This is a genomic window from Mycobacteroides sp. PCS013 (assembly GCF_049532645.1).
Taxonomy (GTDB): domain Bacteria; phylum Actinomycetota; class Actinomycetes; order Mycobacteriales; family Mycobacteriaceae; genus Mycobacterium; species Mycobacterium gwanakae.
In genome coordinates, this window is the sequence record NZ_CP150131.1 from 3,427,666 (window position 1) to 3,440,663 (window position 12,998).

Here is a 12,998-nt window from a genome sequence, read left to right on the forward strand (position 1 = left end):
ATGACGGTCACCGCACCGGGCATGCTCACGACGGTGCAGGACTGGCCCGGACGCACCGGGTACTGGCAGGTGGGTGTGCCACCGTCCGGCCCGATGGACGACCTGTCTTTCCGACTCGGCAACAAGGCCGTCGGCAACTCTGAGGGCGCCCCGGGGCTGGAGGCGACACTCGCCGGTCCCACCCTGCATTTCACCGAAGACACACTCGTCTGCGTCACCGGGGCGCCGGCACTGGTCACCGTCAACGGCAAGCCGGTCCCCCAGTGGCGTGCCGTCACCGTTCCCGCTGGCGGCACGCTCGCAGTGGGTGCCGCGGCCGACACCGGTATGCGGATCTACGTGCTGATTGCCGGCGGCATCGAGGTGCCGCACTTTCTGGGCAGCGCAGCCACCTTCACCCTCGGCGGGTTCGGCGGTCCAGCGGGACGTGCCCTGGCCGCCGGGGATGCCCTCCCGCTGGGGCACTCCGACGGCACCGAACCGCAATGCATTCCCGGTGACGCGCAACCGGCCATCGGCCATCACTGGGAGCTCGCGGTCACCGAGGGGCCACACGGCGCACCCGACTTCTTCACCCGCAGCGATATCGACGAACTGCTGTCCACCGACTACGAGGTCCACTTCAACTCCGACCGCACCGGGGTGCGCCTCATCGGGCCCAAACCTCAATGGGCGCGCACCGATGGTGGTGAGGCGGGCCTGCATCCGTCGAATATCCATGACAATGCGTATTCGATTGGCGCCCTGGACTTCACCGGCGACACCCCCATCTTGCTCGGCCCCGATGGCCCCAGTCTGGGCGGGTTCGTCTGCCCGGTCACGGTGGTTTCGGCCGACCGGTGGAAGCTGGGGCAGCTGCGCGCCGGCGATACCCTCCGATTCGTCAGAATCGAGGCCTCTCGCAGCGCGTCGCTGCGCTCGATCGGTATCGATCGGCGTGGGCACTGGCCCTCGGTGTTCTCCACTCGTGGCGACGGCGACGACGGCGTACTGGCCTACCGTCCGGCACGCGAAGACGCACCCGATGTGACGTACCGGCGCAGCGGCGATGACAACATTCTGGTCGAATATGGCGACATCACACTGGATTTGGCTCTACGCGCGCGCGTCCACGCATTGCACCAGCGGCTCGAGGACACCCACACCAACGGCATCGTCGATCTGACTCCGGGCATCCGTTCGCTGCAGGTGCACTTCGATCCCGACAGCCTGCCCATGGGCAAGGTGTTGGGACTGCTCGACGATATCGACGAGCATCTGCCTGCCTCCGACGAGCTGGTGGTGCCCAGCCGCCGGGTGGCCATGCCTCTATCGTGGGACGACCCATCGGCCCGCGACGCTATGGAGCGCTACCGCCTGGGTGTGCGCGCAGATGCCCCGTGGATGCCATGGAATATCGAATTCATCAGGCGCATCAATGGCCTAGACACCGTCGACGACGTCTATCGCACGGTGTACGACGCGTCATATCTAGTGCTGGGTCTGGGTGATGTTTACCTGGGCGCACCCGTGGCCACCCCCGTCGATCCCCGGCATCGCCTGGTGACCACCAAGTACAACCCGGCGCGTACCTGGACCCCCGAGAACGCCGTCGGCATCGGCGGGGCGTATCTGTGCATCTACGGTATGGAGGGACCCGGCGGATATCAGCTGGTGGGGCGGACCGTACAGATCTGGAACCATCGGCACCCGGACAACGCCGGCGCATTCGAACCCGGAACGCCGTGGCTGCTGCGGTTCTTCGACCAGATCAGCTGGTACCCGGTGAGCTCCGAAGAGCTGCTCGAGCTGCGCGACGAGCTTGCCACCGGACGCGGCACCGGCGGCGTCACGATCACCGACGGTGAGTTCTCCATGGCCGAATACTCAACGTTCCTTGCCCAAAACGCGACGTCAATAGGCGAGTTCCGCGATCACCAACGCTCGGCATACGCGGCCGAGCGCGAAGCATGGAGCACTGCGGGCGAATTCGCCCGGGTCTAGCAAGTGAGCGCCCCGAACCCCTCGCTCGCGAATACCGGGGCGTGTCACTTTGCTGTCTGAATTAACCACCCCAGGCGATCTTGGTCAAGAGAAATGGGCACACCGACATTTCCAGGGCCCAAAAGTAGGGGCTTCCGCCAACAACCCGGCTGTGGCGCGGGCCCTCGCGGGCACCATGTGCGCTATGACGACACCGGTGTCGCCAGCTGCTCCCGCAGAAACCGGACCGCTAGACCGAACCACGCCTCGGCGTTCTTCATTGCGCAGTGGTCATCGTCCGCATACAGCACCAGCTGCGCATTCGGCGCATAGGTCGCGATGTCAACGGAATCTTCCACCCGCACCAGCGTGTCCTTGGCGCCGTTGATGACCAGAAGGGGCATTGTGATGCGCGGCAGATGATCTCGTAGCGTCAGCTGCTTCACCTTCCCCATCATGTCCACCAGGCCTCCGGCGCCGATCGTCCGTTGGATGGTGGACACAATGACTTCGGGCACGCCGAGAGAACCCGAGGGTGCAAGGCTTCTGTCGGCTGGGGCGCCATTTGCGACGACGGCACACAGCCGCGGGTCGACTGCTGCCATACGCGTTGCCCAGTAGGCACCAAAGCTGACACCCAGCATCCCCATTCGTTCCGCGTCCACCCGATTGTGGGCGGCGAGATAATCGATCACCGCGCGATAGACCTGCTCAGACTGCGCTGTCAGGGGTTGGCGGTAGTGATAAGTGCCTGGCATCTCCATGATGAAGTAGGCCATTCCCTCGTCGCGGTACTTCAGCAGAGGCAAGGTCGTTTCGGCCAGTGAGCCTTCCAGTCCATTCGTGATCAGCACGGTCGGCAGCTGGTCCGCACCCTCCGGCGCCACCAGATAGCCACGCACTTCATCGTCACCGCATGGAATCCGCACCATTTCGATAGCCAGCCCCATCGCCGGAGCGAGCGCGGTAAGAACGATCTCGCATAGACGGTGCGAGGTTTCGTAGGCCCGGAGTCGGCTAGGGCTCCACCCTGGCCATGCCGCCGCGAACTCGTACACCAGAGCTTTGATAAGCGCATCCAAGGCCACTGCGGCAGAGAGTGATTCGGGGTGGCGACGAGAGAATTCCGATACGGCACCTGGCGGCGCGATCGCACCTCGATCCGCAAGGATTTCTACCGCCGGCGCGAGGAGTTCACCGAGCCTGCGGGTCTGCTCTGGGCTCGGCGCGTCCAGCAATTGGCGCGTCGAGGGTGCGCCAAGGACCGACAGCGCGCCATCGGCGACCACAAGATGTTCGGTGGCGTACCCCTGCCAATGCTGCGCCCAGCGGTCATCGTCGAACGACCGGCAGGCGGCCAGTTGCGCACTGAACACCGCAGGTTCGATTCCGCCGAGGTAGGTGAATCTGTCGATGAACAACGCGGGCAGGAACGGCGCGGCTCCGAATCGGCGTGCCGCGTACTCGGTGGTGCCAGTGAACGCCATCGCGCTCACGAATACGCGATTCACCTGGGACTTTAGTGAGGCCATGATCTCTTCCATCCAGTCGACATTAACGCAAATAATCTGCGTTAACAGCACGGTAGGCGCACTGGCCCATTAACGCAATAGACCTGCATTACGCTGGCGGAGATGATGCCTCGCGAAGACGAGATTCCGCACGAGGTGCAGCGCCGCCCTGGCGGCCGTTCTGCACGCGTTCGCACCGCGGTTCTGGACGCAGCGCTGGAGGCGATAGCCGAGCTAGGTCCCGGTGGCGTCACGATCAGCGAAATCGCGAGGAGAGCCAATGTCCATGCCACGTCTATTCAGCGACGTTGGGGCACTGCCGAAAACGTCATGCTCGATGCACTACTGGACCGTAGCCAGCAGGAACTGCCGATTCCCGACACAGGCGCACTGCGTGAAGATCTCATCGAGTTCGCCAGCTCGCTTGCCGCATACCTAGCCACTCCCCTCGGTGCCACGCTAGCCCGAACAATGGCTGTGGCCGGAGATGACCCCGAATTATCCCAAGGGCGTCAAAGGTTTTGGCAGATCCGGAACGAGGTGGCACAAGTCTTGATCAACAGAGCGATCGATCGCCGCGAGCTGGCTGCGACTGTCAACCCGGCGCTGGTGGTCGAAATATTGGTGGCACCTCTACATTTTCGGGCCTTGCTGACCCGACAACCGGTGGACGAGAACCTCATTGTGCAGATTGTCGAGACGATACTGCGGGGACTGGCCCCGTAAGGCCCGCATCTGAGCTCTTAGACGAGCATGTGGCCGACGCAAGTGCCGGCCACATGCTCGCGGGTGTGCCTACGGGATGAACGGGCCCCCAGGCGGCGGTGGAACAGCCGGCCCAGGACCGTTAGGCATAGGAAGACCCGGTCCCGGGTTGCCCGGCGGAGGAGGCATTCCCGGGCCGGGAATGCCTGGGCCCGGAATCGGCGGAGGAGGCTCCGCCGAGGCAACGGCGACGCTAACACCTAAGGCGCCCATACCTATTCCACTCACCACGACAGCGCCGCTGAGCACTTTCCTAAGGTTCACTTTGACTCCTTCTCGGTCTGATGAGTCCTCTCGACCCATCGATTACGCACGCTAACGAGGAAGTTCATGAACACCCTTGGTCAGAACTATGTGCACGCTGTGCGATCAGATCTGTTGTGGCGAATTCACGAGACTGGCTATTATCCAGTCGATTTCGCCAGATCAAGGCCGAGGTACGCCGGCCGACTTGATGGTAGTCAAATCATAGAGAGTGACTCCGTCGATGCTGATCTCCTTAAATCTCCCGGTGATCCAGTCGGTGATCTTGTCAGCCTCGGTCGGTTCATCACGCTTGTCCGCTCCCGGCGGGAAGCCCGGGGGCCCGTCATGTGCGGGCGCGATGAAATAGTGAACCTGGCGATCCGCGACGTACTGCTGGAACTGTTCGAGCGTGGGCGAAGGATCACCGGATCCGAATCCGCCAAGCGGTACCACTGGACGATCAGTGGCCAGTTGATACGGCGCCGCATCCATCGAGCCCTTCGCGGCAGCCACCCAGGTGTAGCTCCCCGCGTTGTCCAGCAGCTGCGCAACAATTTTGGCGGTGACAGGTTGCTGCCGAGGCGGACCAGCAGGCATCCCGCTCGGCCCTGGCAGCGGCGGGCCTTGCCTATCTCCGCTGGAGGGCCCTGCGGTGACAATGCCACCGGTGTGCGCGGTGACCAATGTCTGTAGCGAGTAGGCCAACGATCCAGCGCCACCGGCAACGACGGCGCCGATCAACGCGGCATATGTGATGCCGCTCTGAAGTTCGGCGGACAGAGGACGCGCCATACGCAGGACTATCGCCAGCGCCGCGAAGATCCCGGCCGCCAGGACGATCCACCGCAATGCCGGAACGAAATCTGGTGTACGGCTTAATAACACCCACGACCACAATCCGGTGACGGCAACGGCGACGGCAAGAACACAGGTAATCCATCGCCTATCCCGGTACTGCCAGAGATGCGCCACTCCTATACCGGTCAGCGCGGCGATCGCCGGGGCAAGTGCCACGGTGTAGTAGTCGTGATAGATCCCGCTCATAAAACTGAACACGACACCCGTGCTGAGCAACCAACCACCCCATAACAAGTAGTGAGCCCGCACGGTGTCAGCGCGGCCCGCCCCTCGGCGCAGTACCAGGCCCACCATCAGGAAGACCAGCGCGGCCGGGATCAGCCATGAGATCTGGCCTCCTGAACCCGCATTGAACAATCGTGCCCACCCGACTTCTCCACCGAATGGTGGCGCACCCACCATCCCGGGCGGCGGTGCCGGCAGATTCCCATGATCACCACCGCTCAAGCGATCCAGCCCGTTGTACCCAAAGGTCAAGTTCAGGAAGCTGTTGTCGGCAGAACCACCTACATACGGACGCCCGTCCGCGGGAGCGAGTTCCACCAGTAGCACCCACCAGCCGGCCGCACCGACCATCGCCGCAACGCCAGCCACCAACTGCAGGGCACGAGTGCCCCATCGAGCCGGCCCGCAGATCAAATAGGTCAGTCCCAGCGTTGGCACGATCAGCATGACCTGCAACTGTTTGGTGAGGAAGCCTAATCCAATAAAGAGGCCGCACAAGACAATCCATCGTGTCCGCCCGTCCTCCAATGCCCGAACCAGCGCCCACACCGCCGCGATGAGCAGGAATACCAGCAACGCGTCGGGGTTATTGAAACGGAACATCAGTGTGGCCACCGGGGTTAGCGCAAGCGCTGTACCCGCAACCAGGCCTGCGGAGGGCCCGAAGCTTTTCCGCACGACCACGTACAGCAGCGCTACCGAGGCGACACCGAGTAGAACCTGGGGAATCTGGATGGACCAGGTGTTGACGCCGAAGATCCGTGCGGATATCTCCATGGGCCACAATGACGCCGGGGGCTTGTCAACCGTGATCGCATTACCGCCGTCGGCCGACCCGAAGAGAAATGCCTTCCAGCTCTGGGTACCGGCCTGCACTGCTGCCGAGTAATAGGCATTCGCCCACCCATTTCTGCTCAAGCCGTACATCCAGGCGACCGCCGTGACAACAAGCAGCAGCGCAAATCGTCCGCGGCTGCGCCTCGTGGTCGGCGTATCCGCTGGCGATTTCAGGTCCGGGGTGCGGACGGTATCAACCATGCCCAGATTGTCTGAGGGACCGATGGGCGAACACTATGGCCAACCTGTGCGCGCGCTATGAATGCGGACCCCGATTGCCCAGGACCTCATAGCCGCCTCATATCCAAGAACTAGCCGGCGCCCACAGACTCGGCAAAAGATCGTTATCGAAGAACATATTTCACAAGAGAGCGAGGTCTCCACCATGAGAAGAAACATCGCCGATCGCGCCGTCCTGGCCGGCACGATGACCTGTGCATCGGCCGCGATCGCTATCGGGTGCGCCGCCGTGTCCGCCGCCGCACCCGCCTTCCCTCCTCCGCCGCCCGTCCCAGGTCCTGGGCCCATCGTTGGCCCAGGGCCGATGTTCCGACCCGACCCCTTCGGCGGCCCGCAGCCGCCCCCGCCGCTCCTGCCCTTACCGGGTCTTGGTCCATTACTTGGGCACCCACCGTTCTGAGGGCCCGGTGGTTAGGCGACGGCGGCGGGCAGGATCACCACGAACGCGGTGTCACCCGGCGCGCTGCGTACGCTGATCGAGCCGTGGTGCGCCTTGACGACGGCCGCCGCTATCGCCAACCCCAGGCCAGTGCTGCCACCCCGGCGCGACCGTGATGTGTCGCCCCGAGCGAATCGCTCAAAGATCTCCGATTGCTGTTCAGTGGGTATCCCCGGACCGTCGTCGCGCACCATAAGCCTGAGCTGATCTCCCTCAACCACCAGGTGCACGGTGACCGTCGTTCCCGGAGGAGTATGAATTCTGGAGTTGGACAGCAGATTAGCTATGACCTGATGCAGCCGAGCCTGATCGCCGGCGAGAACCACTGGTTCATCGGGCAGGTCGATCAACCAATTGTGTTCCGGTGCGGCGATATGCGCGTCACTGACGGCATCCACCGTCAACTGCGAAAGATCTACCGGCACTCGTTCGAGTGGGCGGCCAGAGTCCAGCCTCGCCAACAGCAGCAGATCGCCGACCAGCTCGGTCATGCGGGCAGCCTCTGATGCCACCCGGCCCATCGCATGGGCCACGTCGGCCGGTACCCGATCACTGTTGCGTTGCGCCAATTCGGTATAACCGCTGATCGCCGCCAACGGGGTGCGCAGCTCGTGGCTCGCGTCGGCGACGAACTGGCGCACTCGGGTCTCACTTGCGTGCCGCGCTGACAGCGCGTCCGCAATCCGTTCGAGCATGCGGTTCAAGGCCGTACCGAGCTTGCCTATCTCCGTATGCACTTGGGCAGGAGACACCGAAACGATGGGCGACGGCAGATTGACCTCACCTCGCTCCAAGGGCATGTCCGCCACCGTGAGTGCCGCGCCGGCCACATCCGACAGGGGCGCCAGCTGGCGGCGCACGACAACAACACCGGCGACGGCGGCGGCGGTCAGCGCCACAGCACCCACCACACAGAAGATCGCGAAGAGTGACAGCAGGGTGTTGTCCACCCCGGAAGCTGGCAATCCAGTGACGATTGCCGTTCCGTCCGCTGCGACGGCCCGAGTGAGTCGATATCTGCCCAGGCCATCCAGCTCCACGGTGGTGCATCCGTCCTCGCCAACCGTGGACAACTGTTGGTACGCGGTCTCCGTAAGCCTTTGTCGGGCACCGGTTACGGTGATCACAGCAGCCTCGGCCGCCCGTCCGTCTCGGATGACGGCGCCCACCGTTCCCGTGGATTGGCCAGGCGCGTCCAGGAAGATCGGTCCCGGTCCGGCCAGCCGTGGCACACCCGGCATCGGCGGCGGCGGACCGAGGTCGAACAAGGTCACCGACCTGAAGCTGGCGTCACGTACTTGCTCATCAAGCTGTTCAATCAGGAAGCGGCTGGTCGCGAGCATGCTCCCTGCACCGATACAGACACACACGAGGGCCAGTAGCGTGACCTGCACCGCCAACAGACGAGCGCGCAACGACCATGCCGAAGGCCTGCGAAATCGTAAAGGCATGTCAGTTAATAGGTTTCAAGACATATCCGGCACCTCGAAGGGTGTGGATCATCGGCTCACGGCCGGTGTCGATCTTCTTACGCAGATACGACACATACAGCTCGACGATGTTGGACCGCCCACCGAAGTCGTAACTCCACACGTGATCCAGGATCTGGCCCTTGCTCAACACCCGTTTGGCATTGCTCATCATGAACCGCAGTAACTCAAACTCTTTAGCCGTCAAGGTAATCGATTCACCCGCACGACTAACTTCGTGGCTGTCTTCGTCGAGGACAAGGTCGCCGACGATGATCCGCGCGTCGGCCGAATCGGAAGTTATCCCCGTCCGTCTCAACAGCGCTCGCAGGCGTAGGACCACCTCTTCCAAACTGAACGGCTTGGTCACGTAGTCGTCACCGCCCGCCGTAAGTCCGGCGATCCGGTCTTCCACGGCGTCCTTGGCCGTTAGTAGGAGCACGGGCATACCCGGGTACATGACACGCAACCTGCCCAGCACCTCCAGCCCGCTCATGTCCGGCAACATGACGTCCAGCACCACCACATCTGGGGTGAATTCGCGGGCGGTGGTGATCGCTGTCATTCCGTCGGAGGCAGTGGCAATGTCCCAACCTTCGTACCGCAACGCCATCGAGATCAGCTCCGCCAGAGATTCTTCGTCATCGACGACAAGCACCCTGATCGCACTTCCATCGAAGCGGGACATCGGAGGTCCTACACCCGCGCGCGAACCCGTTCCACCTGACATGACCACTCACCAATTCTCTCGAACGGGCTATGCATCCCCTTTGTGCAAGCTGTGCGCAGACTGTGCCCGTCCCCTAACCATCAAGCGACGCTATCGCCAAACACGGCGAGGGCGCACCGTTCGCACACGATCGGGCTGAGATCTGTGCGTACGGTGCGCCCTCGCGCAGTGGAGTGGCTTACTTGACCTTGTATTCGTAGAACCCGACGCCACTCTTCTTGCCCAGGCGCCCGGCCTCGACCATCCGGAGCAGCAGCGGCGGGGCCGCATACAGCGGCTCCTTGTACTCGTCGTACATCGAATCGGCGATGAGCTTGAGGGTGTCCAGGCCCACCAGGTCCGAGAGGCGTAGCGGTCCCATCGGGTGCGAGAGCCCCGCCACGACCGCCTTGTCGATGTCTTCGACTGTGGCAAAACCAGATTCGGCCATCCGGATGGCCGCCAACAGGTAGGGAACCAGCAGGAAGTTGACCACGAAACCGGAGCGATCGGCAGCACGGACAACCTGCTTACCCAGCACCTCGCTGGCGAAGGCCTCGGTGCGCGCGGCTGCCTCGGGCGTGGTTACCAGCGTCGAGATGAGCTCGACGAGCGGCAGGACCGGCACCGGGTTGAAGAAGTGCAGCCCCAGCACGCGGCCTGGATTCTTGGTCGCCGCAGCGATCTTCATGATCGGGATACTGGAGGTGTTCGACGCGAGAACCGCATCGGGATCGGTGATCACCTCGTCGAGCTTGGCAAAGATCGAGGATTTGATGGACTCATCCTCGATGACCGCCTCGATGACCAGCTGACGATCAGAGAAGTCGGCCAGGTCGGTGGTGAACTTCAGGTTGGCGACGGCGGCATCGCGCTCACGCTCGGTGATCTTCCCCGCGGAGACGCCGCGGTCCAGCGACTTGGTGATGCGGTCGCGACCGGCAGTCGTCAGCGCCTCGGTGGTCTCGAACACCAGGACGTCGACACCGGCACGTGCCGACACCTCGGCGATACCCGCGCCCATCTGTCCGGCGCCGATAACTCCTACGCGCGTGATTCCATCCGTCATCTTCGTGCTACTCCCTGAACATCGTTGTTAGTTTTGACTTTCCAGCACACAGGCCCCGCCCAACGGGATACGTGGGCGGGGCCTGTGCTGTCAACTCAGTGGGTCACACCGAGAGTCTTGACGTGGGCGCATTGCCCGGCTAGAGCTCGGCTCTGCTTAGTGGAACTGACCCTCTTCGGTCGAGCCCTTCAGCGCCGCGGTCGAGGTGTTCGGGTCCACGGTGGTGGCGATCCGGTCGAAGTAGCCGGCGCCGACCTCACGCTGGTGCTTGGTGGCGGTGTAGCCACGAGCCTCAGCCGCGAACTCGCGCTCCTGCAGATCGACGTAGGCGGTCATGCCCTCGCGGGCGTAGCCGTAAGCCAGGTCGAACATCGAGTAGTTCAGGGCGTGGAAGCCGGCCAGGGTGATGAACTGGAACTTGAAGCCCATGGCACCCAGTTCCTTCTGGAACTTGGCGATGGTCGAGTCGTCCAGCGCCTGCTTCCAGTTGAAGGACGGGCTGCAGTTGTAGGACAGCAGCTGGTCCGGGAAGTCGGCCTTGACGGCCTCGGCGAACTTGCGGGCGACCTCCAGGTCCGGCACACCGGTCTCCATCCAGATGAGGTCGGCGTAGGGCGCGTAGGCCTTGGCACGCGCTATACAGGGCTCGATGCCCTTCTGCACGTTGTAGAAGCCCTCGGAGGTGCGCTCACCGGTGACGAACGGCTTGTCGCGGTCGTCCACATCGGAGGTGATGAGGGTGGCGGCCTCGGCGTCGGTACGGGCGATGACGACGGTCGGGGTGTTGGCGACGTCAGCGGCCAGGCGCGCGGAGGTCAGGGTGCGGATGTGCTGCTGGGTGGGGATCAGCACCTTGCCACCGAGGTGGCCGCATTTCTTCTCCGAGGCCAGCTGGTCCTCCCAGTGAGTACCGGCGGCACCCGCGGCGATCATGGCCTTCTGCAGCTCGTAGACGTTCAGGGCGCCACCGAAACCGGCTTCACCGTCAGCGACGATCGGCACCAGCCAGTTGTCGACGCTGGTGTCACCCTCGACGCGGGCGATCTCGTCGGCGCGCAGCAGGGCGTTGTTGATGCGGCGAACCACGGCCGGCACCGAGTTGGCCGGGTACAGGCTCTGGTCGGGGTAGGTGTGGCCGGAGAGGTTGGCGTCACCGGCAACCTGCCAACCCGACAGGTAGATGGCCTTGAGGCCGGCACGGACCTGCTGCACGGCCATGTTGCCGGTCAGCGCGCCCAGCGCGTTGATGTACGAGTCGTCGTCCTTGGTGACGGCGTCCCACAGGATTTCCGCGCCACGGCGGGCCAGGGTGTTCTCCTCGACGACGCTGCCCTGCAGCTCTTCGACCTGGGCGGCGGTGTAGTCGCGGGTGATGCCCTTCCAGCGGGGGTTGGTGTCCCAGTCCTGCTGGATTTCGGCCGCGGTGCGCGGCTTGCCGACATTCGACATTGGTGCTCCTCTGTTACTTGCCCTGGCGTTTGGCTGTCGCAGACAGATTGTTAACGCCCAGGCACGTTCACTGCGTTGACTGTTACGACGATGTCACAGACCATATGCGCAGGTCCACCCGTTCCCGATGCCAATTTTCGCTAGGTATTAACGGGCTTTTGCTAACCTTGCGAAGCGGCTAATCGTACGCCCGTACTGTTGCTACCGATCGGTAACCAACAATCCCCTGTTCAGAACGCTCGTACTGTTAAACCGTCGACACCGCGTCTAGTTATCGAGCGAATATCGATGCGAGAGCCTTCACTTCGTCGCCAACGACATATGTGAGCGTTGTAACACTGCGACCGGGGACGCCGAGCTCGGTTCCGTCCTCGTAGACGTTGGTGATGATTTCGAGCTTGTCTCCCAGCGAAACCGCGGAGTCGTGCTCGAGGCTCACCCGATAGGGGCCCGACAGCAGCTCCGGATTCCGCGAGAGGTGATCCTCCACGATGCTCCAGTAAACGGAGTTATTCATATGGTCGAACAGGTCCATGTCGGTGAAGCGCACTGGGAAGTCCCGGACATCGGTCGCGGTCTCTCGATTACCGGGCTTGTTGTAGGGCTTCCACCGCAACCGGTCCACCTCCGTGGTGGACGCGACGGTGGCCAGGAAGTCGTCGTCAATACGCGCCGGACCCTGGGTCTCGCGGCTGACGTGAATCCAGAACGCCTCGGACTCGATAAGGCCGCCCGCTCTGCCATCCACCCGCACCCGCATTTGGCACCACCGATTAGAAGTGGCCGAACACCAGCGGCGCAGCCACAGCGCCTCCCTGAACTCAATCGGCTTGATCACGTCGATCATGGTGCGGCGGACTATCCAGTGCGGGTGGCTGTCCTCGGCCTCCACGCCCCGCAGGTGATCTTGGCCGATGTCCTGGATATGCCGAGCGGCCCCATCTAGCCGTAGACGCCCGCCGGAGTCGACGTCGGCGATGCGGACGGGCCAACGCCCTTCGTAGACGTGAGGATGCGCGTGCGGAACGGGCATCATGTCCTTGTCGAGGCCGGTGCTGGCTTCCACGCTCACGGTTCGGTCCTTTCGCGAGGTCACGCCGGCTGCCGGCACGACGGAGACTGCGTCAACCGCGCATTCTTCGCAGTCCATGGTCCCATAACCGAAACCGGCCAAACATCGACAGCATGTCACGGCGTATTCGATTGAGGGCCAATTGAT

Annotated in this window: 9 protein-coding genes; 2 read left to right on the plus strand and 7 right to left on the minus strand. The window is 63.2% G+C overall.

The features are described from left to right. Complete coding sequence (locus tag RHO23_RS17260; protein WP_423489248.1) at positions 1 to 1,983, plus strand: 5-oxoprolinase/urea amidolyase family protein; 1,983 nt, start codon at positions 1 to 3, stop codon at positions 1,981 to 1,983. A gap of 182 nt (positions 1,984 to 2,165) precedes the next feature. Here the strand turns inward: RHO23_RS17260 and RHO23_RS17265 are convergent, their stop codons facing one another. Beyond that, a complete protein-coding gene (locus tag RHO23_RS17265; protein WP_423488079.1) occupies positions 2,166 to 3,494 on the minus strand; it encodes an alpha/beta hydrolase family protein in 1,329 nt (442 codons plus the stop codon). Positions 3,495 to 3,596: 102 nt separating this feature from the next. On the opposite strand from RHO23_RS17265, the gene RHO23_RS17270 reads away from it, so the two are divergent. Continuing rightward, positions 3,597 to 4,199: a TetR/AcrR family transcriptional regulator C-terminal ligand-binding domain-containing protein gene (locus tag RHO23_RS17270; protein WP_423488080.1), complete on the plus strand. Its 603-nt coding sequence runs from the start codon at positions 3,597 to 3,599 to the stop codon at positions 4,197 to 4,199. A 465-nt stretch (positions 4,200 to 4,664) separates the two neighbouring features. Here RHO23_RS17270 and RHO23_RS17275 read toward each other — a convergent pair whose 3' ends face one another. The 6 genes from RHO23_RS17275 to RHO23_RS17300 form a co-directional block, all read right to left on the minus strand. After that, the gene (locus RHO23_RS17275) at positions 4,665 to 6,605 is read right to left on the minus strand and encodes an ArnT family glycosyltransferase (protein WP_423488081.1); all 1,941 of its coding nucleotides are present in this window, start codon (positions 6,603 to 6,605) and stop codon (positions 4,665 to 4,667) included. 450 nt (positions 6,606 to 7,055) lie between these two features. Continuing rightward, positions 7,056 to 8,534 carry a sensor histidine kinase gene (locus tag RHO23_RS17280; RefSeq protein ID WP_423488082.1) on the minus strand — a complete coding sequence of 493 codons (1,479 nt, stop codon included), beginning with the start codon at positions 8,532 to 8,534 and terminating at the stop codon, positions 7,056 to 7,058. A 1-nt stretch (position 8,535) separates the two neighbouring features. Next, on the minus strand, positions 8,536 to 9,240 hold the full coding sequence (locus RHO23_RS17285) for a response regulator transcription factor (RefSeq protein ID WP_423488083.1): 705 nt from the start codon (positions 9,238 to 9,240) through the stop codon (positions 8,536 to 8,538). Between the two features lie 220 nt (positions 9,241 to 9,460). After that, on the minus strand, positions 9,461 to 10,330 hold the full coding sequence (locus tag RHO23_RS17290) for a 3-hydroxybutyryl-CoA dehydrogenase (RefSeq protein ID WP_423488084.1): 870 nt from the start codon (positions 10,328 to 10,330) through the stop codon (positions 9,461 to 9,463). A 156-nt stretch (positions 10,331 to 10,486) separates the two neighbouring features. Further along, the gene (gene aceA, locus RHO23_RS17295; protein WP_030096386.1) at positions 10,487 to 11,779 is read right to left on the minus strand and encodes an isocitrate lyase; all 1,293 of its coding nucleotides are present in this window, start codon (positions 11,777 to 11,779) and stop codon (positions 10,487 to 10,489) included. Positions 11,780 to 12,050: 271 nt separating this feature from the next. Then, positions 12,051 to 12,815, minus strand: a complete 765-nt coding sequence (locus tag RHO23_RS17300) for an acyl-ACP thioesterase domain-containing protein (protein ID WP_423489249.1) — start codon at positions 12,813 to 12,815, stop codon at positions 12,051 to 12,053. Between the last annotated feature and the right edge of the window lie 183 nt (positions 12,816 to 12,998).